The sequence below is a fragment of the Ectopseudomonas composti genome, assembly GCF_001567565.1.
In the GTDB taxonomy this organism is placed as follows: Bacteria; Pseudomonadota; Gammaproteobacteria; order Pseudomonadales; family Pseudomonadaceae; genus Aquipseudomonas; species Aquipseudomonas composti_A.
Genome location: NZ_LSSW01000030.1, coordinates 58,353 through 83,955 on the forward strand (window position 1 = coordinate 58,353; position 25,603 = coordinate 83,955).

Below are 25,603 nucleotides of genomic sequence, written 5' to 3' on the forward strand. Positions count from 1 at the left end.
GCGCGCCACGCGAGCAGGCATTCTAATGGAAGTCGCGAGTGGCGGATAAGAAAAACCCGCGACAAGCGCGGGTTCGTTCTGCGGCGATCAACTTACAGCCGTTGCAAGTCACGCTGAGCCAGTTGAGCGGCAGAGCTGCCGGGATACTGGGCGATGACCTGCTGAAGAATGCCACGGGCCTTGTCGTTGTGACCCAGGCGACGCTCGACATCGGCCAGCTTGAACAGAGAATCCGGCACCTTGGCATGGCTTGGATAAGCCTGGCTGACCTTGGCAAAGGCCTGACCGGCAGCCTGCAGATCACCCTTGGCCAGATTCACCTCACCTAACCAGTATTGTGCGTTGCCGGCGTACTGGCTGCTGGGATAGCGATTGAGAAAGGCAGCGAATGCCTGCGACGCCTTGTCAAAATCCTTGGCCTTGATCAGGTCGAAGGCGGCGTCGTAGTAAAGTTTTTCCTTGGCCGGATCACCCGGCTCTGCGCTGCTCTGCTGCGCGGCAGGCGGCGTCGGAGTGCCATTGGCGTTGACTGCGCCATCGGCTGAATTCTGTGCGGGAGCTCCACCGGCGGCAGGACCGGAAGAAATACGTTGATCCAGATCCTGGTAACGCTCCAGCCCTTCCTGCTTGAGGCGCTGGATTTCATTTTGCTGTTCTTCGACCATGCCACGCAGTTGCGCAAGTTCCTGCTGCATCTGCTGGAGCTGGTTGAACAACATACCCTGCGCAGAAGCGGGCGCTTGCGCGCCCGCTCCGGCAGAGGCGCCGGTCGTACCATAACCCGCCGGTGGATAGCTGCTGCCTTGTTGCATGGAGCTGCTTTCCAGTACGGGAACTTCCGCCATCGCCGCGAGCGGCAAGGCGAGCGTCAGAAGGGTCAGGATACGACGGCAATCTCGCATGGCAGCTTACTTACGCAGCTCTACGCGACGGTTCTGAGCCCAGGACTGCTCGTCGTTGCCAGTGGCAACCGGACGCTCTTCGCCGTAGGAAACGACTTCCAGCTGAGCCGGGGAAACGCCCTGCAGAACCAGGTAACGCTGAACGGCCTTGGCGCGACGCTCGCCCAGAGCCATGTTGTATTCACGGGTACCGCGCTCGTCAGCGTGGCCTTCCAGAACGACGCGAGCGCCGTTGGCTTTCAGGTCCTTGGCGTGTACGTCCAGAGCGCGCATGGCTTCGGCTTTCAGGTCGGAGCTGTCGTACTCGAAGTAGAAGGTGGTGATAGCGCGCAGAGCCGCTTCTTCGCTCAGGCTGCCGTCAACAGCGCCAGTGTTGGCACCGTAGCCAGCGTTCGGGTCAACAGCACCTTCGCCAGCAGCGTCGCCGCCTTTGGAGGAGCAACCTACGGCAACAGCGAGAGCCAGGGACAGTGCAGCGAACTTACCGAATTTCAGCATTTCCATCATGTAACTCCTAATGAACCCCAGTTGTGTTAAGCAAAAAGGTGTAGCGCCGCATCAGTTCAGGTAAGGGGACCAAGAAGGCTCTCGAACTTCGCCTTGAGCGGTAGGAAGAGGGAGCCTCACGCGACCGTTTGTGGACGCTAAAATCAAGACTCCCCGGCCCTGCTGGCGGGTGGCGTAGATTAGCATGGTGCCATTGGGCGCAACAGTGGGCGACTCATCCAAACTTGTGTCTGAAAGTATGCGCAAACGGTTGGTTTCCAGGTCCTGTGCCGCCACCTTGAACACGGTAAAACCATCCTGGCGATGGATCATCACCAGGGTTTTTTCATCCGCCGACAATTTCGGGTTGGCGTTGTAGTTACCGACGAAGGTCACTCGCTCCACGGCCCCGCTATTGATATTGGTCTTGTAGATCTGCGGCTTACCGGCACGATCCGAAGTGAAGTAAAGGGTCTGACCATCCTTGCCCCAGAAGGGTTCGGTATCGATGGCGTAATGGTTGGTTACGCGGCGCATCTGCCGGCTGCCCATGTCCATCACGTAGATCTCCGGGTTGCCGTCCTTGGACAGCACGAAAGCCAGACGCGAACCATCCGGCGACCAGGCCGGCGCACCGTTGAGACCCTCGAAGTTGGTGACCTGCTCGCGGCGGCCGGTGTCGATGTGCTGCACGAAGATACGCGGACGACGCTGCTCGAAGGACACATAGGCGATACGGCGGCCGTCCGGCGCGAACGACGGCGACAGGATCGGCTCACGCGATTGCAGCAGCGTCACCGCACGGGCACCGTCGTAGTCGGAACGCTGCAGGGTATAACGAGTGTTGTTGGTCCCCATGCGCTCGGCTGTGACATAGAGCAAGCGAGTGGAGAAGGCCCCTTTCACGCCCGTCAGCTTCTCGAACGACTGGTCGGCGATGTGGTGGGCCATATCGCGCAGCTGGTCGGTGCCGCCACCGACATTGCCGGTCATGACCTGCTGCTCGGTATTGACGTTGAACAGCGCGTACTGCACCTGCAGACGGCCACCGTTGGGCACGATGTTACCGACCAGTACGTACTGGGCGCCGAGGGCTTTCCAGTCGCGATAGATGACTTCACTGGCCTGGGTCGGCAGGCTGATCATGTTCTGTCGCGGGATGGGTTCGAAGTAACCGGAGTTGCGCAGGTCGTTGCCGATGATCTGCGACATGTCCTCGGGCAGCACCGAGCCACCCTGCCAGCCGAACGGCACGACGGCGATAGGTGTGGCACGGTCAGCGCCTTGCGAGATCACCAGCGGATCGGCCGCCTGGACGCTACCGACCAGCATGACCAGCCCCAGCAGGGCGATACGAATCAGGTTGTTCACAGAGCTCAATCCTCCGGTTTAAAAATGACGCGACGCTGCCTGTACATACGGTCGAAGGTAGCGCGATCCAGTTGTTGCATCTCGGGAATACGCCCGACGTTACGTACAGCGGCAACGGCTGAATTGTCGAACGGCGCATCGCCACTGGAGCGCGATACGCTGGCGTTGGTCACGGTGCCGTCAGGCAGCATCTGAATCAGCAACTCGACGCTCATGCCACGGCGCGCCGACATGGGCCGCTGCCAGTTTTCGGTGATCAACTTGATGATCAGGTCATCGAGGTTACCCGCTACCTGATCGCCATGAGTTTCGGCCAGCGCTTGCTGGTTCTGCACGTTGTCCGACAGCAGCTCGGCCAGCGCCGCCGCTTTCTGATCCTCAACAGCCTTGCGCTTGGCGGCTTCGGCTTTCTTCTTGGCGTCCTCGGCTGCCTTTTTCTTCGCAGCTTCGGCAGCGGCCTTCTTCTTGGCCTCCTCCGCCGCTTTCTTCTTCGCGTCCTCGGCTGCCTTCTTCTTGGCATCCTCGGCGGCTTTTTTCTTCGCCTCTTCTTCGGCACGCTTCTTGGCAATATCGGCCTGGCGTTTTTGCTCAGCGGCCTTCTCGGTCTCGGCTTTCTTCGCCGCTTCGGCCTTTCGAGCCTCCTCAGCCTGCTTTTGTTCCTCGGCTTTCTTGGCTGCGGCGACCTTATGCGCCTCGGCCTGAGCCTGCTTCTGCTCTTCGGCCTTCTTCTGCTCCAGTCGCTCGGTCTCGAACTGCGGTGCAGAAGTCTTCTGCGCTTCGCCTGCAACCTTCTGCGTGGTTTGCGTCGTGGCCTGGCTCTGCGACTGCAACTGGTACAGCGTAGCCTGTACCACCGGACGCGCCGGCGGCAGCTCCGGCGTGAAGGCGAAGCTGACGAACAGCATGGCGAACATCAGGACGTGCAAACCCACGGCCCAGACGATGGGCCAGAAGTAGCTTTCCGATTGCGGACGCTCGGTTTGCTGCATCAGGGAGCCTCGGTAATCAATCCGACGTTACCCACGTCGGCCTGCTGCAGACCACCCATGGCCGCCATCACGGTGCCGTAGTCGACCGACTTGTCACCGCGCACGAACACTTGCACCTGCTTACCCTGGCGACGGTTCTCGGCAATGATCGCCGTCACCGCCTGAGTCATCTGCGGCAGCGTGGAGGCGCGCTCCTGCTCGGTGTCGACGTCGACCTCGCTACCCATGTTCCAGTAATAGGTCTTGTCGGCCTTGATGGAGATGGTCAACACCTGCGCGTCGTTGTCCTGCGGCAGCACTTCACTGCTGACCTTGGGCAGATCGACCTTGACCCCCTGATTGAGCATCGGCGCGGTGACCATGAAGATGACCAGCAGTACCAACATCACATCGATGTAGGGCACCACGTTCATCTCGGCGACCGGCTTGCGTCTGTTGCGAATTCTCGCCATGGTAAAAACCTGTCCTCTTCGCTCGCCTTAGTCTTCCGAGGTGTGCACTTTGCGGTGCAGGATGGCCTGGAACTCGTCGGCGAAGGTGTAGTAACGGCCGATCAGCATTTCGCCACGGGCCGAGAAGCGGTTGTAGGCGATAACTGCCGGAATTGCCGCGAACAGGCCGATGGCGGTAGCGATCAGCGCCTCGGCAATACCCGGCGCTACAGTGGCCAGGGTCGCTTGCTGCACCTGAGCCAGGCCGCGGAAGGAGTTCATGATGCCCCACACGGTACCGAACAGACCGATGTACGGGCTGGTGGAACCGACGGTGGCGAGAAATGGCAGAGCGGTTTCCAGCTTTTCTTCTTCACGGGAAATCGCCACACGCATGGCACGGGCCACGCCGTCCATCACCGCATCCGGATCGACGCCCTGCTGCTGACGCAGACGGGAGAACTCCTTGAAGCCGGCACGGAAGATCTGCTCCAAACCGGAATCCGGATCGGGGTTGCTGCCCGCCTGGCGATACAGCTTGGACAGGTCGATCCCGGACCAGAAGCGGTCCTCGAAGTTGTCCAGGGCACGCTTGGCGGCGCGAATCGAATTACTGCGCTGGAAGATCATCACCCAGGAAATGACCGAGGCGGCCACCAGGGTCAGCATCACCAGCTGAACCACGAAGCTGGCGTTACTGATCAGACTCCACATCGACATATGGTCAACGGCGTTAGCTTCCACGCTTACTCTCCTGCTGCAATTAAACCCGGTGCCTGCCTCCCGGCGAACGCGTGTCGCAGGGTTTCGGGGATAGCCCGGGGTTTCAAGTTGTCGGCGCGCACACAGGCCACCAGGAACTGCCCTTCGCAGAGCAGCACATCATCCGCAGCCCGCCTGACCTGTTGACGAAAGCGCAGGCTGGCACGGTTCAATTCGATCACATCGGCGCTGATCAGCAGCTCGTCGTCCAGTCGCGCCGGCGCGTGGTAACGCGCTTCGGCTGAATGCACGACGAACAACAGGCCCTCACCGGCAAGCGTCGACTGGGCATAACCCAGCTCACGCAGGCGCTCGGTGCGAGCCCGCTCCATGAATTTGAGGTAGTTGACGTAGTAGACGATGCCGCCCGCATCGGTGTCTTCGTAATAGACCCGGCAGCGGTGGCTGAACGGCTGCACTTCGTTTGGCGCGCGCATACTCTAGTCTCCGGCCTGCCACTTGCCAATCCGGGCTGAGAACAATTTTTTCGTCATTGATCACCTGCCGAGAACAGATCGCCACCGGGCTGTTCACCCGAGCGTTTGGGGATATTCAGGCCGAAGTGCAGGTAGGCGTGACGGGTCACCACGCGCCCGCGCGGCGTGCGCATCATGTAGCCCTGCTGAATCAGGTACGGCTCGAGCACATCCTCGATGGTGTGACGCTCTTCGCCGATGGCTGCTGCCAGGCTATCGAGCCCCACCGGACCGCCATCAAACTTCTCGATCATGGCCAGCAGCAGACGCCGGTCGGAATGGTCGAAACCACGCTCGTCGACGTCCAGCAGGTTCAATGCCTGATCGGCAGTGGCCTGGGAGATCTGTCCGTTCCCGCGCACCTCAGCGAAATCGCGCACACGGCGCAGCAGCCGGTTGGCGATACGCGGAGTGCCACGGGCACGTCGGGCAATCTCGTAAGCACCTTTGGCCTCGATAGCCAGGCCGAGAATCCCGGCAGAGCGCGAGACGATGGTGGCCAGGTCGTCGATGCCGTAGAACTCCAGGCGCTGGACGATGCCGAAGCGGTCACGCAGCGGGTTGGTCAGCATGCCGGCGCGAGTGGTAGCGCCAACCAGGGTAAAGGGCGGCAGGTCCAGCTTGATCGAGCGCGCCGCCGGGCCTTCGCCGATCATGATGTCGAGCTGGAAATCTTCCATGGCCGGGTACAGCACTTCCTCGACCACCGGGGAAAGACGATGAATTTCGTCGATGAACAGCACATCGCCGCTTTCCAGATTGGTCAGCAGCGCAGCCAGATCCCCAGGGCGTTCGAGCACCGGGCCGGAGGTGCTCTTGATCGAGCTGCCCATTTCTTCGGCAATGATATTGGCCAGGGTGGTCTTGCCCAGACCTGGCGGGCCGAAGATCAATGTATGGTCGAGCGCTTCCGCCCTGCCCCGTGCGGCCTGGATGAACAGCGCCATCTGTTCACGCACGACGGGCTGACCGATGTAGTCGGCCAGGCGCAGCGGACGAATGGCACGGTCCTGCTGCTCTTCGCGCTCTCGTGGGCTGGAGGTAATCAGGCGATCGGCTTCGATCATCAATAGGGTTCCACTAAACCATGCCGCGCAGTGCGCGTCGGATCAAATCTTCGCTGCTCATACCTTCTTCCTTGACCGCTGCAACGGCTCGACTGGCCTCCTGCGGCTTGTAACCGAGGGAAATCAGGGCACTGACGGCGTCATTCTCCGCGCTTGAGACTGCCTGAGCCAGTTGAGGTTCAACCACCAGGGGCGCAATGGACGGGATCGACTCCCAGGCCTTGAAGCGATCCTTGAGTTCGACCAGCAGACGCTCTGCGGTTTTCTTGCCCACCCCAGGCACCTTGACCAGCGCCGCCGTGTCCTGTGCCTGCACGCAGCGCACCAGTTCATCGACCTCCAGCCCCGACATCAACGCCAGCGCCAGCTTGGGGCCGACGCCATTGAGACGAATCAGCTCGCGAAACAACTCGCGCTCACGCTTTTCGAAGAAGCCATACAGCAGATGCGCATCCTCACGCACCACCTGATGAGTGTGCAGCGTCAGCGGCTCACCCACCGCAGGCAGACGATAAAGGGTGGTCATCGGCACTTCCAGCTCATAACCAATGCCATTCACATCCAGAAGCAAATGCGGCGGCTGCTTTTCCGCCAAGGTGCCGCGCAAACGTCCGATCACCAGCGCTTTCCTTTATATCGATTACAAACGAAGACGGCCGCCGCGCCGCTTGGCGCCGGCCAGCCCATGGGGAATAAGACTCTGCCGGTGGTGCGCATGGCACAAGGCGATACCCAGGGCGTCGGAGGCGTCGATCTGCGGCTTCTGCACCAGCCCCAGCAGGTGCATGACCATCATCTGCACCTGCTGCTTGTCCGCGGCCCCAGTACCGACCACGGCTTGTTTGACCTGGGTGGCGGTGTACTCGCTGACCTCCAGCCCGGCTTCCACTGCGGCGACGATGGCAGCGCCTCGCGCCTGCCCCAGCTTGAGCGCCGAATCGGCATTGCGCGCCATGAACACTTGCTCGATGCCCATGGTCACCGGGCCGTGGGTGCGAATCACCTCACTGACGCCACGGAAGACGATTTGCAGGCGCTCGGCCAACGAGCCGTTACCGGTGCGTATGCAGCCCGAGGCCACGTACTCGCAGCTACGCCCGGTATCGCGCACCACGCCATAACCGGTGATGCGCGAGCCGGGATCGATGCCTAGGATCAGAGTCATATCAGCAACTGTCTATTTATCCAGTTGGCGAGTATACGGGCCGCCCTTGGCAACGTCATCCGCCAAGCGCCGACCTGACGAAAAAAGCCGGAAGCGCCTTGCAGCGTTTCCGGCTTCGTCAAATCCTGAATCCAGTTCGGTGGAGGCCAGAGCCTCAGCTCAACTGTTCCATGATCTCGTCGGCAACTTCGGCGTTGTGGTAGACGTTCTGCACGTCATCGAGGTCTTCGAGCATGTCGATCAGCTTGAACACCTTCTGCGCAGTTTCCAGATCGGCAATCGGCGCACTGATCGAAGGAATCATGGCGATTTCCGCTTCCTCGGCCTTGAAGCCAGCCGCATTCAGCGCTTCGTTGACCGCATGGAAGTCGGTAAAGCTGGTCGATACCAGGCCCGAGCCATCCTCGCCCATTTCCACGTCATCGGCACCCGCCTCCAGCGCCGCTTCCATCAGAGCATCTTCATCGACACCTGGCGCGAAGCTGATCTGCCCCTTGCGGTCGAACATGTAGGCGACCGAACCGTCGGTACCCAGGTTGCCACCGCACTTGGTGAAGGCATGCCGAACTTCGGCGGCGGTACGGTTGCGGTTGTCGGTCATCACTTCGACGATGATCGCAACACCGCTCGGCGCATAGCCTTCGTAACTGAACTCGACGACGTTGTCGGCTTCGTTGTTGCCAGCGCCACGGGCGATGGCGCGATCGATCACGTCACGCGACATGTTGTTGGTCAGCGCCTTGTCCACGGCCAGGCGCAGGCGCGGGTTATCTGCCGGAATCGGGCCGCCATGCTTGGCTGCCACGGTCAGTTCACGAATCAGCTTGGTGAAGATCTTGCCGCGCTTGGCGTCCTGGCGCCCTTTGCGGTGCTTGATGTTGGCCCATTTGGAATGACCAGCCATAACTCACTCCGTCTTTTCCACTGATGATTGCCAGGGCATGGACGTGCATGCCCCATAACGAAGAAGCCTGGAAATCCAGGCTTCTTGTACAGGCTTATTCGGCCTTGGGTTGCTCGCGCAAGCGGATGTGCAGCTCGCGCAGCGACTTGTTGTCCACCTCGCCCGGCGCCTGGGTCATGACACAAGCTGCACTCTGGGTTTTCGGGAAGGCGATCACTTCACGAATCGACTGCGCGCCGGTCATCAGCATCACCAGGCGATCCAGACCGAAGGCCAGGCCACCATGGGGCGGCGCACCGTACTTCAGCGCATCGAGGAGGAAGCCGAACTTCTCCTGCTGCTCGTCTTCGCTGATGCCGAGCACACGGAACACGGTCTGCTGCATGGCCTTGTCGTGGATACGGATAGAACCGCCACCCAGCTCGGTGCCGTTGAGCACCATGTCATAGGCACGCGACAGCGCGGCAGCCGGGTTGGCCTCCAGCTCGGCCGGGCTGCAGCTCGGCGCGGTGAAGGGGTGGTGCATGGCAGTCAGGCTGCCGTCGTCGTTTTCCTCGAACATCGGGAAGTCGACGACCCACAGCGGCGCCCACTCACAGGTCAGCAAGTTCAGATCGTGACCCAGCTTGATGCGCAGCGCGCCCAGGGCTTCACTGACGATCTTGGCCTTGTCGGCGCCGAAGAACACGATATCTCCATCGACCGCGCCAACGCGGTCGAGAATGACGTTGATGTTGTCCAGCGGGATGTTCTTGACGATCGGCGACTGCAGGCCTTCGACGCCGGCGGCACGCTCGTTGACCTTGATGTAGGCCAGGCCCTTGGCGCCGTAGATGCCGACGAACTTGGTGTAGTCGTCGATCTGCTTGCGCGGCATGCTCGCCCCGCCCGGAACGCGCAGCGCGGTGACGCGGCACTTGGGATCGTTGGCCGGGCCGGCGAAGACCTTGAATTCGACGTCCTTGAGCTGGTCCTCGACATCCACCAGTTCCATCGGGATACGCAGGTCCGGCTTGTCCGAACCGAAGCGACGCATGGCCTCGGCCAGGGTCATGTGCGGCAGCTCACCGAACTCGACGTCCAGCACTTCCTTGAACAGGTTGCGCACCATGGTCTCGGTGATGCCCATGATGTCTTTTTCATCGAGGAAGCTGGTCTCGATGTCGATCTGGGTGAATTCCGGCTGACGGTCGGCACGCAGGTCTTCGTCGCGGAAGCACTTGGCGATCTGGTAGTAGCGGTCGAAGCCGGCCACCATCAGCAGCTGCTTGAACAGCTGTGGCGACTGCGGCAGGGCGAAGAAACTGCCAGCGTGAGTACGGCTCGGCACCAGGTAGTCACGCGCACCTTCCGGGGTGGCGCGGGTCAGGATCGGCGTCTCGACGTCGAGGAAGCCGTTCTCGTCGAGGTAACGACGGATGCTCGAGGTGATGCGCGAACGCAGCTTGAGCTTCTCAGCCATTTCCGGACGACGCAGGTCGATGAAGCGATAACGCAGACGCGTTTCTTCACCGACGTCGGTGTATTCGTTGAGCGGGAACGGCGGGGTTTCCGCCTCGTTGAGAACTTCCAGCTCGTAACCCAGCACTTCGATGGCGCCGGACGCCATGTTCGGGTTGCGCGCGCCTTCCGGACGCAGACGCACCTTGCCGGTGATCTTGACCACATACTCGCTGCGCACGCGGTCGGCCTTGGCGAAGGTATCGGCGCGATCCGGGTCGAAAACCACCTGAGCCAGGCCTTCACGATCACGAATATCGAGGAAGATCACCCCGCCATGGTCGCGGCGACGGTGTACCCAGCCGCAAAGGGTGATTTCCTGGCCATCCAGGCTCTCGTTCAACTGGCCGCAATAGTGGCTGCGCATCATGATCGTGTTTCGCTTCTCTAAGGTCTTGGATAGGTCAGGCAGCCCCCAACGCCCTGGGCAGGAGCTACACCGCGGAGAACGTCCAACCGCACGCCGCGCTTCGATAAAGAGCGGGATTATATAGCTTAAATCGTCATGACGCAGCCGCCCGGCAGATGGCTTCTATAATGAACAGCGCCTCCTGCCTGGAGAACGAGCATGGCCCTCCCCCATCACAGCGACCTGTCCAATGATCTGCTGGAAGACTTTCGCCTTGACGCCGCCGAGCAGTTTCCCCGTTGCGAACAGTTACTGATCGAACTGGAGCGAGCCCCGAGGAGCGCGGAGCGACTGCGTGAGCTGTTTCGCCTGATCCATACGCTCAAGGGCAATCTCGGCTACGTCGAGCTCAACGAGCTGATGCCATTGCCGCAGGCCATGGAGGATGTGCTCGATGCCCTGCGTTCAGGTCGCATGACCTTCGACAGCCTGCTCGGCGACATCCTGCTGCTTAGCCTCGACCACCTGCGCGCACTGATAGCCCAGGCCTTGACTGGAACGGCAGCGCCGCCAGAGGACGCACAAACACAGCAACTGTGCAGCGCACTGCAGGCGTTGGCCATGGCTCCCCCCACGCAGCAGACCGAGCGGCGCAGCGAACTGCTACAGCAACTGGACCCAGGCACTCGCCTGCAAGCGCCGGAAACAGCAGAGCCCAGCCATGCCGAGGCGCTGTTTGCCCGCCACGAAATCGACCCTACGTCCGACCTGCAATTCTTCTACGCCCTTGCAGAAGCGGCGGAGCAGCGCTCGCCATACTGGCACGGGCGCACCCTGCGCCTGCTGGAGTTGGCGCTGAGCATCAACGCCGCAGGCGGTTACGCGGAGCAGCCGGAGCAACTGGCCGCAGCAGTCTGCCTGCATGACCTGGGCATGGCGTTTCTACCGCTGGAACTGCTGCACAAGCAGAGCCACTTCAGCCGCGAGGAACGGCGCATGATGCAAGGCCACCCTCGCCTGGCCAGTGACCTGCTCAAACGCATGCCTGGCTGGTCAGCCGCGATGGAGATCATCGTGCAGCACCAGGAACACGCGGACGGCAGCGGCTACCCGAAAGGCCTGCGCGAAGTGGAGATCACCCCCGGCGCCCTGATCCTTCATATAGTCGACACCTTCGACGCACGCACCCATGAGCGCGCGCATCAGACCTTGAGCAAACGCCCACTGCTTCGCGCCATCCTCGAAATCAACAACCTGGCCGGCCAGCAATTCAGTGCCCGCTGGGTAGAGGCCTTCAACCATACCCTGCAGCAGAGGCCAACACTGGCCCGTCGCTGAACAGCCCGCGACGAGCGGTAAGATTTCCTGGCCAGAATTGAACCGCGAGTTATCAATAGCCTCTAAACATCGCTTCCATTGATATAAGCCAAGATCATCTCGACGCCCTGCGTGTTAGGCTCGTTCCAACACTGCGGGATAGAAACCCTGGGCTCACCTGAAAGGAGAACAACCATGGAAATCAATATCGGAATCGCCGAACAGGACCGCGCCGCAATCGCTGAAGGCCTTTCGCGCCTGCTGGCTGACACCTATACCCTGTACCTGAAGACCCACAACTTTCACTGGAACGTCACTGGCCCGATGTTCAATACCCTGCACCTGATGTTCGAAGGTCAGTACACCGAACTGGCGCTGGCCGTCGACGCCATCGCCGAGCGCATTCGCGCCCTGGGGTTCCCGGCGCCTGGCACCTACGCCGCCTACGCTCGCCTGTCCTCGATCAAGGAAGAGGAAGGTGTACCCAGCGCCGAAGACATGATCAAGCAACTAGTACAAGGCCAGGAAGCCGTCGTACGCACGGCCCGTGGCATCTTCCCGCTGCTGGACAAGGTCAGCGACGAGCCCACCGCGGACCTGCTGACCCAGCGCATGCAGGTGCACGAGAAAACCGCCTGGATGCTGCGCAGCCTACTTGCTGCCTGAGAAACTCTAAGGCCCGGCTATCCGGGCCTTTTCATTAGGCATGCAGCCCCAGCCTGATCTATGCTCTGGCCATTCGCCAGTGAGTTTCCAGCATCCATGAGTCAGCCAGCCAAATCGCCCAGCATCATCGACCTGTATCCGGAGGAAACCCGCAAGGCGGCCGAGCTCCTGAAGCAGGCCGTGCCGCTGATGATGCGTCACGATATACCGCCGAACCCCGTGCACTACGCGCTGTGGTACACCTACAGCAGAGGTAGCGAACCAGAACTCAATCGCCGCCTGGACAAGGTAGTCGAAGACTTCGACGTATTCCCCCCGGAAACCGCCAGCCGGCTGTTTCGCGACTACATCATCCGCGGCGAGCTGGAAGAAGCACGCGCCGGACAGCAGCAAGTCATCGAACTGGTCGACGATATCGAAGGCGATGTTTCACGCAGCGTGCTCGGCAGCCAGCATTACCAGCAAAGCCTGAGCCAGGGTCTCAGCGCACTGCAGGAGCCGATCATCGACGATTTGCCCAGCGTGCTCAGCGAGCTGCAGGAAAGTACCCAGATGATGCATGAGCATCAGGAGAAGTTCCTTTATCGCCTGCGCGCCGCGCAACAGGAGATCAGCCACCTGCGCAGTCAACTGGAACGCGCGCACCTGGCCGCAACGCTGGACAGCCTGACCCGGGTGTTCAACCGCCATGCCTTCACTCGTTTGCTGGAGCGCGCCCTGAACGAGTCGCAGCAGGGCCTGGCGCTGGTGATCCTGGATATCGACCACTTCAAGCAGTTCAACGACCAGTACGGCCATCCGCTGGGAGACCGCGTGCTACAGCATGTCGGACAACTGCTGCGCGACCTTCTGCCACCCGGCGCATTCGCAGCACGTTACGGTGGCGAAGAGTTCTGCGTGGTACTGCGTAACTGCGCCAACCTCAGCGAAGTGCTCGATTTCGCCGAGCAACTGCGCCACAAGATCCAGTCACTGAGGGTGAAGATTCGCCGTACCGATCAGGTTCTCGACAGCATAACCGCCTCCTTCGGTTGCTCCATGGCGAAAGCCGACGACACGCTCGAGTCGCTGCTGACGCGCGCCGACGATGCGCTCTATCAGGCCAAGCGGGCCGGACGCAACCAGGTGCACCCGACTACCAGCGAAACGATGCTAAGCGCTTGATTTGAGAAGCCCTCGGCTTTGCTGTTAAATAGCCCCGCGCGCCGCGCTACCATCTCGCGGCGCCACTAACCTTGTTTGCCGGCGCGCGCGGTGGCCTTTCATCTGGCCACCAGCAAAGTGCGCTCCCTCCGCAGCACCTTGAGTCATCATTCAATCAGTGAGTTCATCAAAGATGTTGAAGATCGCCCATCTCGTCACAGGGTTCGCCGCCCTACTGCTGTCTGCCGTACCCGGTTTTTCCACTTCACTGCTCTCCACTCCGGATGCCATCTACCTGGCCCTGACCGGCCTGCTCAACCTGCTCGCCGCGTCGCTGCAACAGAACACGCCCACCGCACGCCAGCAACTGCTGGGCCTGACCTCCGCACTATTGATCCTGGCCACCGTGGTACAGAGCCTTATCCTGCTCGCTCCATTGCCCAGCATTGGCGGCCAACCGGCCATCTGGTTGCCGCTGCTGATCATCGTCGTCGCCGTGGCACTGAGCCTTGCGGCGCAGCTGAGCACACAGCCGCGCCCGCAAAAGCAGGAGCCTTTCGCGCAAACCAGCCCCAGCGCCCCTCTGGAAGACCGCGAGACCGGCACGGTCAAGTGGTTCAACACCTCCAAGGGCTTTGGCTTCATTTCCCGCGACTCGGGCGAGGATATCTTCGTGCATTTCCGCGCCATTCGTGGTGAAGGCCACCGCGTGCTGATCGAAGGTCAACGCGTGGAGTTCTCGGTCATGCAGCGCGACAAAGGCCTACAGGCGGAAGACGTGATCGCAGCAGCCCCCGCGCGGCGTTAAGCAACGCGGATGAAAAAGCCCGGGAAACCGGGCTTTTTCATATCAGTAATGCGGTGGAGGCGCCTCGTCTTCGGCAATTCCCGATAGCCCATTGAGCTCCTCCTGACGCCGCGCCAGTGCCGTCAATTGCAACTGCATCCGCTCGATGCGGCGATTCTGTTCGAGCAGCTCATCGCTCAGCGCCTGAATGGTGTCGTCCTGAAAAGCCAGACGACTCTCCAGCTCCATGATCCGCGACTCGAAGTTCATGCGAAGGCTCCGGTGAACTGAAAATCCTCGGTCAGCACCAGACGCAGCTTGTCGACGACCTGTACCACCTGCTGCTCACTATAAGGTTGCGCCGGATGCCGCCCCCAAACCGGAGCAGGCCAGGCGGCGTCCTCACGCCGGCGCACGATCACATGCATATGCAGCTGGCTGACTACATTACCAAGCGTGGCCACGTTCATCTTGTCAGCTGCGAAGGTGTCCTTCAGCGTTTCAGCCAGCAAAGTGGTTTCGTGCCAGAGCTGGCGCTGGTCGGCGGCATCGAGCTGGAACAACTCGCTGACCTCCTCGCGGCGCGGCACCAGGATGAACCAGGGATAGCTGGCGTCATTCATCAACAGCAGGTGACAGAGGGGAAAGTCCCCGACCAGCAGGCAATCCTGCTGAAGGCGTGAATCCAGAGTGAACATGGCGGCCCTCCTTTGTAAACGGATCATTCGAGCGCAGCACCAAGGGCAACCGCGCAATGGCGCGCAGCATACGCCGCCTCGATGGACAATTCACTCGCAGGACGCGCACCACGGCAAGGCACCCCACCCCCACACGCACCGCCGGCGTGCACCATTTTGTTTCTTCCCGTAATAGACATCCCCAAGCGTTACCGCGAGAGCGATGTGAACGAAGGTGGCAGCACGTGCCACCGACTGATCACAAGAACTGCGCAGCGCTTGGCCAAACCCGCACCGGGCGCGGCGTCAACGCCACTACGAGGCGCACTGCATGCCAGAAAATCAAGGTTTTAGAAGCGCATTCGGGTTTTGAGCACGACTTTTGCTACCGGTGAGATCAATGCTCGGCGAGCCGTGCAGTCGATCAATAACAGCGGCCCCAGGCACCTCAGAGCCGCGAAAGCGTTGGCATAACGAAGCGCAAGTACAGAGCTACAGATTTGCGACATTCCTCATGACTCGATGCGACACCGGCATGAATGAAGTCGCACTGAATAGACTGCAACTATCGCCAATATTGGCTGCGTGCTATAAGTTACCGCCGACACAAAAAGAAAGAGCCGCCCATATAACAAAACAGTGGGCAGCACAACTCTTCTAAACCCAAGGAGCAATCACGATGCAAGTGATGAAGTGGAGCGTAATCGCCCTGGCAGTAGCCGCGGGCACCAGCCAAATGGCAGTGGCTTCCAGCCAGTCCGAGTCGAACGGTTTCATCGAAGACAGCAGCTTCAACATCTTCAATCGCGCTTTGTACATGAACCGCGACTTCCGCTCCGGCGGCTCTCAGCGTAGCGCTCAGAGCTACCGCGAAGAAACCGGCCTGGGCATCCGCCTGCTGTTCGAATCCGGCTTCACTCAGGGTACCGTAGGCGTCGGCGTCGACGCTCACTCGCTGAGCAGCATCAAGCTCGATGGCGGCCGTGGTCACCGCGGCAACGGCCTGTTCGACCGTGCAGGCAACGGCCACAGCGAAGACACCCAGACCGAAGTTGGCGGCGCTATCAAGTTCCGTATTTCCGACACCGTCCTGAAGTACGGCAGCCAGGAAGTAGCCAGCCCGGTATTCTCTACCGATGACAGCCGCCTCCTGCCGGAAGTTGCTACCGGTACCCTGGTGACCAGCAATGAAATCGCTGGCCTGGAACTGACTGCCGGTCGTTTCACTGCAATGAGCAGCCAGACCAGCACCGACCGTGACACCTTCGGTCTGAAAGAAATCAATATCCTCGGTGCTTCTTACAGCTTCACCGACGATCTGAGCGCTGCTCTGCACTACTCGGATGCTGACGACAACTTCAAGAAGTACTACGTCAACCTGAACTACAACCTGCCGCTGGCAGAAGATCAGGCTCTGAACTTCGACCTGAACGGCTACCGCACTCGCGGCCAAGGCAAAGAGCTGCTGGGCGAGATGGACAACAACATCTGGAGCCTGGCTGCTGCCTACTCCCTGGGCGCCCACAAGTTCACCGTTGCTCACCAGCGTTCCAGCGGCGACACCAGCTATCGTTATGGCGATATCGACGGTGGCGGCACCATCTGGCTGTCCAACTCCGTTCAGTACTCTGACTTCAATGCCAAGGACGAAACTTCCTGGCAGGTTCGCTACGACATCAACATGGCCTCCTACGGCGTACCGGGTCTGAGCTTCATGACTCGCTACATTGTTGGTGACAACATTGATGTAGCAGGGATTGATTCTGACGCCTCGGAACGCGAACTCGACATCGAAGCCAAGTACGTTATCCAGGAAGGTGCTGCGAAAGACCTGTCCTTCCGTATTCGTAATGCGTTCTACCGCGCTGACAACGATTACGGCGGCGACGTCAATGACTTCCGCCTGATCGTCGAGTACCCGCTGAGCGTTCTGTAACGCCTGCGTAACTCGACAATGAAGAAACCCGGCCTTGGCCGGGTTTCTTCATTTATGGCTCGGCGTTTTAGAGAGGCAGTGCATAAGTGCCCGTCACATGCGCAACCAGTTCACTCTCATTACCAGCCGAATACAGCGAAACTTCGCACACTGCCTGACGCCGACTCAGACGCAGAATGCTCGCTTCGGCCAGCAGGTCCACCGGCCGGGGCTTGACCAGAAAGTTGATATTGAGATTCGACGTTACCGCCATCTCCACTCGGCCGAGACGCCCCAGCACAACCGCGTACATCGCCGCATCCCCCAGCGCCATGATGGTCGGGCCCGATAACGTGCCGCCCGGACGCACCAATTTGGCATGAAAGGGCACGCGTGCCAGCACGCCCTCCTCGTCCAGCCGGTCGATCCGCAGATCGATATCCTCGGCCATCGCCAGCCCATCCCGAATCAGGGTCTGAACCTCAAGCGCAGTCAATCCCACCGTTTGTTCCTCCCGCCAAAGGCAATGGCACTTTCGCGCCTGCAACCGTCCTGTACGCCACTGTATAGGCACCGTACAATGCCGGCCTATTCCAAGCCCTAGCAACCGACAGAACGGCCAAACATGCGTACCAGTCAGTTCCTGCTCTCGACCCTGAAAGAAACCCCCTCCGATGCCGTGGTGATCAGCCACCAGCTGATGCTGCGTGCCGGCATGATCCGCAAGCTGGCCTCCGGCCTGTACACCTGGCTGCCGATGGGCCTGCGCGTGCTGCGCAAGGTCGAGAACGTGGTGCGCGAGGAAATGAACGCCGCTGGTGCTCTGGAGGTGCTGATGCCCGCCATCCAGCCTGCCGAGCTGTGGCTGGAGTCCGGGCGCTGGGTGCAGTACGGCCCCGAGCTGCTGCGCGTCAAAGACCGTCATGAACGCGAGTTCTGCGTCGGCCCGACTCATGAAGAAGTCATTACCGATCTGGCGCGCAACGAGCTGAACAGCTACAAGCAGCTGCCGATCAACTTCTATCAGATCCAGACCAAGTTCCGTGACGAGATCCGCCCGCGCTTCGGCCTGATGCGCGGCCGCGAGTTCATCATGAAGGACGCCTACTCCTTCCATGCCGACCAGGCTTCCCTGCAGGAAACCTACGACCGCATGCACCAGGCGTACTGCAACGTGTTCACCCGCCTGGGCCTGAACTTCCGCCCGGTGCAGGCCGACACCGGCTCCATCGGCGGCACCGGCTCGCACGAATTCCATGTGCTGGCCGACTCCGGCGAAGACGATATCGCCTTCAGCGACAGCTCCGATTACGCCGCCAACATCGAGAAGGCCGAAGCCCTGCCCCGCGAGAAGGTGCGCCCGGCGCCTAGTGAAGAGCTGCGCCTGGTCGACACCCCCGATGCGAAAACCATCGCGGCCCTGGTCGAAGGCTTCAACCTGCCTATCGAGAAGACCATCAAGACCCTGATCGTGCATGCTGCCGAAGAAGGCAAGCTGATCGCCCTGGTGGTGCGTGGCGACCACGAACTCAACGAGATCAAGGCGGCCAACCTGGAACAGGTCGCCAATCCGCTGACCATGGCCACCGACGCCGAGCTGCGTGCCGCCATCGGCGCCGGCGCCGGCTCCCTCGGCCCGCTGAACCTGCCGCTGCCGATCATCATCGACCGCTCCGTGGAACTGATGAGCGACTTCGCCATCGGTGCCAACATCGACGACAAGCACTACTTCGGCGTCAACTGGGAGCGCGATCTGCCGGTTCCGACCGTGGCCGACCTGCGTAACGTTGTCGAAGGCGACCCCAGCCCGGATGGCCAGGGCACCCTGGTGATCAAGCGCGGCATCGAAGTCGGGCACATCTTCCAGCTCGGTACCAAGTACAGCGAGGCGATGAACTGCCAGGTACTGGGTGAGAATGGCAAGCCGGTGACCCTGACCATGGGTTGCTACGGCATCGGTGTTTCCCGCGTGGTCGCTGCCGCCATCGAGCAGAATTTCGATGAGCGTGGTATCCGCTGGAACGACGCCCTGGCGCCCTTCCATGTCGCCCTGGTACCACTGCGCTACGAAACCGAGCAGGTTCGTGAAGCCACCGACAAGCTGTATGCCGAACTCACTGCCGCGGGTTACGAAGTGCTGCTGGATGATCGCGACAAGAAAACCAGCCCCGGCATCAAGTTCGCCGACATGGAGCTGATCGGCATCCCGCACCGCGTGGTCGTCAGCGACCGTGGCCTGGCCGAGGGCAACCTCGAGTACAAGAGCCGCGCCGAAACCGACGCGCAAGCCGTGCCACTGGCCGAGATCCTGTCCTTCCTGCAAGCCCGTATCAGTCGCTGATCACGCCCTACCGAGCCATCATGCCCACGAGCAACAACCTTTGCCTCATCGGCGCCGCCCTGTGCGGCGCCCTCTTGATCAGCGGCTGCGCCAACCAGCTGCCGCAACGCAGTGAACATGAGGAGCGCATCGAGCGCAAACTGCTGGATCACCAGCTGCAGATCGATGCCGGCGAGCCCAAGGTACTGGAGTTGCCGCAACGCCGCGTGCGTGTGCATGACCAGAAGAGCTACGAGGTCACCGCCTTCGAAGTGACCCGTCGCTACGATCGCTATACGCCCTATCAACCCTGGCGCGAAATCTACGAAGTGCCAATGGGAGCAGTCGCTGTAGTGGCCGGCGTGGGGGCCAACGTCCTCAACGTCGTGTTGCTCGGCAGCCTGCCGGAAACCGCGACCCGCGACTGGATCAGCTACGGCATGGCCGGCCTCAATCCGTTCATGAACGTCGAGTCCAACGGCCGCGCGGAACAGAACCTGGCGAGCATCGAGGAGCTACAGCGCGACCGTCGCATGGAATACACCAACCTGCCCTGGTCCGAGCGCCCGGTGCAGGTCAAGGCGGGGGATCAGCAGTTCGAGCTGCTCACCGACAGCAGCGGCGTGCTACGCGTCAATCTGCTGGACAGCCCCTTCACCGAACAGGACATCACGCGCCTGAACATGCTGCAGCTGAGCGTCGAAGACCGCCTTGGCGACGATGTCGCACGCGCCGAAACGACGCTCATGGTCAGCCATACCCTGCGCGGCAAGCTGAGCGAAGCGCATGACCTGATCTTCGATGACCTCGAAGGCGGCGATGTAGCCCAGTGGGTACACCGGGTCAAACGCCTCTCCGACCTGGGTCTGGAAGAAGAAGCCAGCGAGCTGGAACAGAGCCTGATCGAACTGACTCGCAACGACCCTGAATTGCAGGATGCCTTCCTCAAGGCCCTGCTCAAGGATGCCGGACGTCTGGCTGCCGACCCGGCCAACTGACCTCGCGCGATGAGCGACAGGACAACCTGGCGCTCACCCCACAACGTCCCTCAGACCATCTCCAGCGCGCGCTTGCTCCGCGGCGGGGCAAAGGCCTGGTCCAGCAGAGCCAGGTCATCCACAGTCAAGCGTATCGAGGCCGCCGCCGCGTTATCGCGCAGATGCGCGCTGCCGACAGCCTTGGGGATGGCAATCACGCCGTCCTGCCTGATCGTCCAGGCCAGTGCGATCTGCGCCGACGTAACGCCATGGCGTTGGGCCACCTCGAGCAAGGCCGTCTGCCGCAACAGGGCGCCAGCCTGGCTGAGCGGACAGTAGGCCATCAGCGGCATCGCGGTGCGCTGTTGCCAGGGCAGCAGGTCATACTCGATACCGCGCGCCTCCAGGTTGTACAGCACCTGATTGCTGCGGCACGCAGGCTGATCCAGCTCCAGCAGGTCATCCAGATCGAAGTTGGAAACGCCCCAGGCGCCGATCTTGCCCTGTTCTCGCAGCCGCTCGAACCCCTCAACGGTTTCGGCAAGCGGGTAACGGCCGCGCCAGTGCAGCAGGTACAGGTCGATATGCTCGCAGCCAAGGCGCTTCAAACTGCGCTCACAGGCAGCCTGAACACCCGCCAGGCTGGCGTTGTGCGGGTAGACCTTGCTGACCAGAAACACCTCGTCACGACGCCCGGCAATCGCCTCGCCCACCACCTGCTCGGCGCCACCCTCGCCATACATTTCGGCGGTGTCGACCAAACCGAGTCCCAGGTCCAGGCCCGCACGCAGCGCAGCGACTTCGCGTGCGCGCTGGCGTTGATCTTCCCCCATGTGCCAGGTGCCCTGGCCCAACACGGGCACCTGCACGCCGGCCAGATCAATTCTGCGCATCGTTTTCCCCCGAGTGGGTCATGACCAGGTCGTACCCCTCACCACGCCATTGCACAAAGCACAGACCGTGGCCGAAGGGGTCGCTCAGGGTAACCAGGCGTCCCCAGTCGTATTCGTGGATTTCGCCTTCCTGCCGAGCACCGGCAGCGATCGCCCGCGCCAACGCCGCATCAAGATCATCGACGACCACAGCGGCATCCAGTGACGACGATAGTCGCGCTGCACGCCCTGTCTTGGGCAAGGTTGGGTGGCGTCCGACTTGCACAACAGATAGAGCGGAACGGCGGCGCCGAGCATCTCGACCACCGTGCCCTCGAACAGACGCCGCCCGACGCTCAAACCAAGCGCCTGCTGGTAGAAGGCAACCGCAGCTGGCAGGTCGGGCACGTCGAGGTTGAGCAGCAACTGCATGATCAGACTGGCTTGAGCAACAGCAGCAGGGACACCGGCTGAACACTCTCGGGGTGCAGCGGCTCCTGCAGCCATTCGAGACGCCAGCCGGTCTCACCGAAAAGCGTCAACCAGGATTGCAGGGTGCGGAAGAACCAGGGCATGGGCGCCTGGAAACCCTCCCCGAAGCCGACGAAGTCTTCGACCCGCCAACCATCCTGGTAGGGCTCGCCATGGCTGGCGCGCCACGGGTGCAGGGTCTGAATCAGCAGGCTGCCGCCAGACGCGAGCAAACCATGCAGGCTCCGCAGGGTCGGCTGTAGCGGCTCCTCGAGCAGGGCGAAGTTGCAGACCAGCACCTCGAAACGCCCGAGTTGCTCGGCATGTGCCTCCAATTCGGCATAGCCACAAACGCGGTACTGACTGCGCCCGTCACATGCCGCCCGAGCGGCCTCGATCAGCGGCGCCGAGGCGTCCACACCGACTGGTTCGATACCATGCTCGGCCAGGCCACGACACAACCAGCCTTCACCGCAACCGATGTCCAGCACGCGCTTGGGCTGTAGCGCCAATACGGCCTGGATGATCGCGGCATCGGTGACCAGCCGCCGACTTTCGATGCGCTGCTCACGCACCGCAGCAGCCCAGGCATCGGCATTGGCCTGCCAACTTTGCTGGAGCTGTTCTCGGTGGTCGCGCTGCATGGTGATTGCCTGCATCGATGCGATCCCGCGAGTCTAGCAGGCCTGCATGCGATAGCGGTACAAGCCGCGCAGCACGCAGAAACCGCCCGCCAGACGCCACGCCAGCGTCTAAACTGATAGCGAGACAAACGAGACGAGCGCAGCCCGGCCGACCCAGGGTCAGCATCCGGCAGAGGCAATCTCGCGGCGTTTATGATGCTGACAAAGCGGTCCGGTGACTTATGGGCGCATCATGGCAACATAATCGACAGCCACCTGAGCTCGCCTCCCCGGCGGGCACTCAGGGCAGCACCAGGTCGAGCAGCGCTGCCGGGCACCCCTGGCGCCTGACCTTCTATCTGTTGCTGATCCTGCTGCTCCTGGCGGCCACCGCCCTGCTGGTGTTCGAGGTCCGTAGCGCCCATTTTCAGTCACGCGAGCTCAGCCGCTATGCTGCAGGCCTTACCTACAAGGTCGAAGCGGGCCCCAGCCAGCGGATCATCTACCCGACCGATGGTCCCTTCGACAAACGCCAGGGCTATGCCTACCTGCCACTGATGCTGGAACGCCTACAGCAGCGCGATTACCAGATCAGCGCACAGGCGCGTTTCTCCGACCAGCTGATGGATTACAGCCGCCGAGGCCTGTTCCCGCCCTTCACCGAGAAGAGCCAGAGCGGCCTGAGCATCAGCGACTGCCGCGGCACGCCCTTCTACCAGTTTCGCTACCCGCAACAGGGCTATGCCGACTTCGCCAACATTGCACCACTGGTGGTCAACAGCCTGCTGTTCATCGAGAACCGTCAGTTGCTCGACCCCGCGCAGCCGCTGGCCAACCCGGCAGTGGACTGGCCACGTTTTGCCATGGCGGCGCTGTCACAGCTGGGCAAGATGCTCGACGTGCAGGACCAGTCCGCCGGGGGTAGCACCCTGGCCACACAATTGGAGAAGTACCGCCATTCCCCCGACGGGCTGACGTTGTCTGCCGGGGAAAAACTGCGCCAGATGATATCCGCCAGCGTACGCGCCTATCAGCATGGGCCGCAGACGCTCGAAGCGCGTCAGCACATCGTCCGTGACTATCTCAACAGCGTGCCGCTGTCCGCCGCGCCGGGACACGGTGAAGTGCACGGTCTGGCCGACGGCCTGCGCATCTGGTACGGCGCCGACTTCGAGCACAGTAACGCCCTGCTCGACCCGCGGCGCTCGCCCGACGCCAGCCTTGCCGAACGCGGTCTGGCCCTGCGGCAGATACTGTCGCTGATGATTGCTCAGCGCCGGCCCTCCTATTACCTGGCGCAAGGACGTCATGACATGGAGGCGCTGACCGAAAGTCATATTCGCCTGCTTGCCAGCGGCGGCCTGATCGACGCCGACCTGCGCGATGCCGCGCTCGCGCAGAAACTGCAGTACCGCGACTGGCAGCTGGAGCCAAACCTGCGGACCGTGGACAGCGACAAAGGCATCAGCGTAGCGCGCTCGCGCTTGTCCAATCTGCTCGGCATGCCGCTCTACGACCTTGATCGCCTGGACCTGTCCGCACGCAGCACCCTGCAGCGCGACCTGCAACAGCAGACCAGTGCCTACCTGCAGAACCTGGCCGACCCAGAGTTCGCCGGCAAGATCGGCCTGTTCGGCGAACGCCTGCTGTCGCCCGAGAAAACCGCAGAAGTGCGTTACAGCTTCACCCTCTTCGAACGCACCCCGACCGGCAGCCGGGTACGGGTGCAGACCGACAACACCGACCAGCCTTTCGATATCAACGAGGGCAGCAAGCTGGAGCTTGGCTCCACCGCCAAACTGCGGGTATTGGCCACCTACCTGGAAATCATCGCCGAACTGCATCAGCGCCACGCAGGCAAGAGCCCGGACGAGCTACGTCAGATCGACATCGCCGAGCAGGACCCTCTGAGCCGCTGGGCCGTGGGCTACCTGCAAGCCAATCCTGCGGCGGATCTGGCCGGCATGCTGGACGCCGCGCTGGAGCGGCGCTACTCGGCCAGCCCGAATGAGCGATTCTTCACCGGCGGCGGCCTGCACACCTTCGGCAACTTCCGCCGCCAGGACAACGGCCGCAACCCGACGCTGCGCGAGTCCTTGCGTGAGTCGATCAACCTGCCCTTCGTACGCCTGATGCGTGATCTGGTGCGCTACAGCACCTACCAGAACAGCGCCGAGCTGCTCAAGGACGACAAGGACCCGCGCCGCCAGGAATACCTGCAGCGCTTCGCCGACCGGGAGGGGCGCACCTTCCTCTTGCGCTTCTGGCGCAAGTACAAGGGTCAGCCGGAGCAGCAGCGCCTGGAAACCTTCATCAGTGGTCTGCGCCAGACCTCGGTACGCCTGAGCGCCGTACATCGTTACCTGCTGCCAGAGGCCGACGAAGCGACCTTCGCTGCATTCCTGCGGGCGCAACTACCGCAGGAAAAACTCACCGACCAGCGCATCGCGCGCCTGTATCAGGACTACGGCCCCGGAGCCTACAGCCTGCCGGATCAGGGTTATATCGCCCGCGTACACCCGCTGGAACTCTGGCTACTGGGCTATCTGATCAGCAACCCGCAGGCCAGCTTCAGCGATGCCGTCGCCGCCAGCATCGACGAACGTCAGGAAGTCTACGGCTGGCTGCTGCGCACTCGGCACAAGAGCGCCCGAGACAGCCGCATTCGCATCATGCTGGAGGTCGAGGCCTTCTCCGACATTCATCGGCGCTGGCAGAACCTGGGCTATCCCTTCCAGTACCTGGTGCCCTCGCTGGCCACCGCCCTGGGCAGCTCCGGCGACCGGCCAGCGGCGTTGGCCGAGCTGATGGGCATCATCCAGAACGACGGCATTCGCCAGCCGGTTCTACGCATCGACGAGCTGCACTTCGCCGCCGACACGCCTTATGACACAAGGGTCGAGCGTGATACCCACAGTGGCAAGCGGGTGATGCAGTCCGAGGTGGCTGCGGCACTGCGCAATGCCCTCTCGCAAGTGGTGGAAGGCGGCACTGCGCGGCGCCTGCAAGGCACCTTTCAACTGCAGGACGGCCGCAGCCTGGCGCTGGGCGGCAAAACCGGCACCGGCGACAACCGCATCGAAAGCGTCGGCCCTGGCGGCCGGGTCATCAGCTCACGTGCGATGAACCGGACAGCGACATTCGTGTTCTTCCTCGGCCCACGGCACTACGGCACCCTCACTGCGTTCGTACCGGGACGCGAAGCCGAGCGCTTCACCTTCACCTCGGCGTTACCGGTGCAGGTCCTCAAGGGCATGGCGCCAATCCTTGTCCCCTACCTGGAGCCTGGCAGTGCCACGCTCTGTGAGGCGCCGATGAGCGCGCCGCAGATCAGCCGGCGGTAACACTCGGTAACTACAGCGCTCAGGGGCTTGCGAAACCCGGCAGCGGATATGCAGTCCATGTCAGCATCCCCAACTGCCGTTCATGAGTA

The 25,603-nt window shown here is 61.8% G+C and carries 26 protein-coding genes; 8 read left to right on the forward strand and 18 right to left on the reverse strand.

The genetic code is table 11. The features are described from left to right. Positions 1-92: 92 nt before the first annotated feature. The 12 genes from ybgF to aspS form a co-directional block, all read right to left on the reverse strand. The gene (ybgF, locus tag PCLY_RS20565) at positions 93-902 is read right to left on the reverse strand and encodes a tol-pal system protein YbgF (protein WP_061241776.1); all 810 of its coding nucleotides are present in this window, start codon (positions 900-902) and stop codon (positions 93-95) included. A gap of 6 nt (positions 903-908) precedes the next feature. Further along, positions 909-1,406, reverse strand: coding sequence for a peptidoglycan-associated lipoprotein Pal (gene pal, locus PCLY_RS20570; RefSeq protein WP_061241778.1), 498 nt, complete (start codon positions 1,404-1,406; stop codon positions 909-911). Positions 1,407-1,460: 54 nt separating this feature from the next. Further along, complete coding sequence (tolB, locus tag PCLY_RS20575) at positions 1,461-2,759, reverse strand: Tol-Pal system beta propeller repeat protein TolB (protein WP_061241780.1); 1,299 nt, start codon at positions 2,757-2,759, stop codon at positions 1,461-1,463. Between the two features lie 5 nt (positions 2,760-2,764). After that, positions 2,765-3,751, reverse strand: coding sequence for a cell envelope integrity protein TolA (gene tolA, locus PCLY_RS20580; protein WP_156458630.1), 987 nt, complete (start codon positions 3,749-3,751; stop codon positions 2,765-2,767). After that, positions 3,748-4,200: a protein TolR gene (gene tolR, locus PCLY_RS20585; protein WP_061241785.1), complete on the reverse strand. Its 453-nt coding sequence runs from the start codon at positions 4,198-4,200 to the stop codon at positions 3,748-3,750. Before tolR ends, tolA begins: the two co-directional genes overlap by 4 nt. Positions 4,201-4,227: 27 nt before the next feature. Further along, positions 4,228-4,923, reverse strand: a complete 696-nt coding sequence (gene tolQ, locus PCLY_RS20590) for a protein TolQ (RefSeq protein WP_061241787.1) — start codon at positions 4,921-4,923, stop codon at positions 4,228-4,230. Between the two features lie 2 nt (positions 4,924-4,925). Further along, positions 4,926-5,378 (reverse strand): tol-pal system-associated acyl-CoA thioesterase, encoded by a 453-nt coding sequence (gene ybgC, locus PCLY_RS20595; RefSeq protein WP_061241788.1) that lies wholly within the window; start codon positions 5,376-5,378, stop codon positions 4,926-4,928. Positions 5,379-5,431: 53 nt separating this feature from the next. Beyond that, entirely contained in the window at positions 5,432-6,484 is a 1,053-nt protein-coding gene (gene ruvB, locus PCLY_RS20600) for a Holliday junction branch migration DNA helicase RuvB (RefSeq protein WP_061241790.1), read from the reverse strand. Between the two features lie 13 nt (positions 6,485-6,497). Beyond that, on the reverse strand, positions 6,498-7,103 hold the full coding sequence (ruvA, locus tag PCLY_RS20605; RefSeq protein ID WP_061241793.1) for a Holliday junction branch migration protein RuvA: 606 nt from the start codon (positions 7,101-7,103) through the stop codon (positions 6,498-6,500). Between the two features lie 21 nt (positions 7,104-7,124). After that, positions 7,125-7,649: a crossover junction endodeoxyribonuclease RuvC gene (ruvC, locus tag PCLY_RS20610; protein ID WP_061241795.1), complete on the reverse strand. Its 525-nt coding sequence runs from the start codon at positions 7,647-7,649 to the stop codon at positions 7,125-7,127. A 154-nt stretch (positions 7,650-7,803) separates the two neighbouring features. Beyond that, positions 7,804-8,553 carry a YebC/PmpR family DNA-binding transcriptional regulator gene (locus PCLY_RS20615; protein WP_061241797.1) on the reverse strand — a complete coding sequence of 250 codons (750 nt, stop codon included), beginning with the start codon at positions 8,551-8,553 and terminating at the stop codon, positions 7,804-7,806. Between the two features lie 94 nt (positions 8,554-8,647). Beyond that, positions 8,648-10,423 (reverse strand): aspartate--tRNA ligase, encoded by a 1,776-nt coding sequence (gene aspS, locus PCLY_RS20620; protein ID WP_061241799.1) that lies wholly within the window; start codon positions 10,421-10,423, stop codon positions 8,648-8,650. A 198-nt stretch (positions 10,424-10,621) separates the two neighbouring features. Between aspS and PCLY_RS20625 the strand changes: the two genes are divergently transcribed. The 4 genes from PCLY_RS20625 (at position 10,622) to PCLY_RS25425 (ending at position 14,336) form a co-directional block, all read left to right on the forward strand. Next, positions 10,622-11,740 carry an HD domain-containing phosphohydrolase gene (locus PCLY_RS20625; protein ID WP_061241801.1) on the forward strand — a complete coding sequence of 373 codons (1,119 nt, stop codon included), beginning with the start codon at positions 10,622-10,624 and terminating at the stop codon, positions 11,738-11,740. 174 nt (positions 11,741-11,914) lie between these two features. Beyond that, positions 11,915-12,385, forward strand: coding sequence for a Dps family protein (locus PCLY_RS20630; protein ID WP_037003703.1), 471 nt, complete (start codon positions 11,915-11,917; stop codon positions 12,383-12,385). Positions 12,386-12,481: 96 nt separating this feature from the next. Next, positions 12,482-13,549, forward strand: coding sequence for a GGDEF domain-containing protein (locus PCLY_RS20635; protein WP_061241803.1), 1,068 nt, complete (start codon positions 12,482-12,484; stop codon positions 13,547-13,549). Between the two features lie 172 nt (positions 13,550-13,721). Then, complete coding sequence (locus PCLY_RS25425) at positions 13,722-14,336, forward strand: cold-shock protein (RefSeq protein ID WP_061241805.1); 615 nt, start codon at positions 13,722-13,724, stop codon at positions 14,334-14,336. Between the two features lie 42 nt (positions 14,337-14,378). On the opposite strand, the gene PCLY_RS20645 is transcribed toward PCLY_RS25425, so the two are convergent. Beyond that, the gene (locus tag PCLY_RS20645; RefSeq protein WP_061241807.1) at positions 14,379-14,585 is read right to left on the reverse strand and encodes a SlyX family protein; all 207 of its coding nucleotides are present in this window, start codon (positions 14,583-14,585) and stop codon (positions 14,379-14,381) included. Further along, positions 14,582-15,013, reverse strand: coding sequence for an HIT family protein (locus PCLY_RS20650; protein WP_061241809.1), 432 nt, complete (start codon positions 15,011-15,013; stop codon positions 14,582-14,584). Before PCLY_RS20650 ends, PCLY_RS20645 begins: the two co-directional genes overlap by 4 nt. A gap of 658 nt (positions 15,014-15,671) precedes the next feature. On the opposite strand from PCLY_RS20650, the gene PCLY_RS20655 reads away from it, so the two are divergent. Further along, on the forward strand, positions 15,672-16,928 hold the full coding sequence (locus tag PCLY_RS20655) for an OprD family porin (protein ID WP_061241811.1): 1,257 nt from the start codon (positions 15,672-15,674) through the stop codon (positions 16,926-16,928). A gap of 67 nt (positions 16,929-16,995) precedes the next feature. Here PCLY_RS20655 and PCLY_RS20660 read toward each other — a convergent pair whose 3' ends face one another. Then, positions 16,996-17,403, reverse strand: a complete 408-nt coding sequence (locus tag PCLY_RS20660) for a PaaI family thioesterase (protein WP_156458640.1) — start codon at positions 17,401-17,403, stop codon at positions 16,996-16,998. Between the two features lie 129 nt (positions 17,404-17,532). On the opposite strand from PCLY_RS20660, the gene PCLY_RS20665 reads away from it, so the two are divergent. Further along, complete coding sequence (locus tag PCLY_RS20665; RefSeq protein WP_061241813.1) at positions 17,533-19,248, forward strand: proline--tRNA ligase; 1,716 nt, start codon at positions 17,533-17,535, stop codon at positions 19,246-19,248. Between the two features lie 20 nt (positions 19,249-19,268). Next, positions 19,269-20,225, forward strand: a complete 957-nt coding sequence (locus tag PCLY_RS20670; protein WP_061241815.1) for a hypothetical protein — start codon at positions 19,269-19,271, stop codon at positions 20,223-20,225. A gap of 50 nt (positions 20,226-20,275) precedes the next feature. Here the strand turns inward: PCLY_RS20670 and PCLY_RS20675 are convergent, their stop codons facing one another. From PCLY_RS20675 to PCLY_RS20685, 3 genes are read right to left on the reverse strand one after another with little or no spacing between them, the layout of a single operon-like run. Further along, positions 20,276-21,097: an aldo/keto reductase gene (locus PCLY_RS20675; RefSeq protein ID WP_061241817.1), complete on the reverse strand. Its 822-nt coding sequence runs from the start codon at positions 21,095-21,097 to the stop codon at positions 20,276-20,278. After that, a complete protein-coding gene (locus tag PCLY_RS25430; protein ID WP_394326860.1) occupies positions 21,084-21,605 on the reverse strand; it encodes a VOC family protein in 522 nt (173 codons plus the stop codon). The genes PCLY_RS20675 and PCLY_RS25430 overlap by 14 nt, the downstream gene beginning before the upstream one ends. Then, positions 21,511-22,191 carry a class I SAM-dependent methyltransferase gene (locus PCLY_RS20685; RefSeq protein WP_061242152.1) on the reverse strand — a complete coding sequence of 227 codons (681 nt, stop codon included), beginning with the start codon at positions 22,189-22,191 and terminating at the stop codon, positions 21,511-21,513. The genes PCLY_RS25430 and PCLY_RS20685 overlap by 95 nt, the downstream gene beginning before the upstream one ends. A gap of 221 nt (positions 22,192-22,412) precedes the next feature. Here PCLY_RS20685 and PCLY_RS20690 point away from each other — a divergent pair, with 221 nt between their 5' ends. Then, positions 22,413-25,514, forward strand: coding sequence for a transglycosylase domain-containing protein (locus tag PCLY_RS20690; protein ID WP_061241819.1), 3,102 nt, complete (start codon positions 22,413-22,415; stop codon positions 25,512-25,514). Positions 25,515-25,603 lie beyond the last annotated feature (89 nt).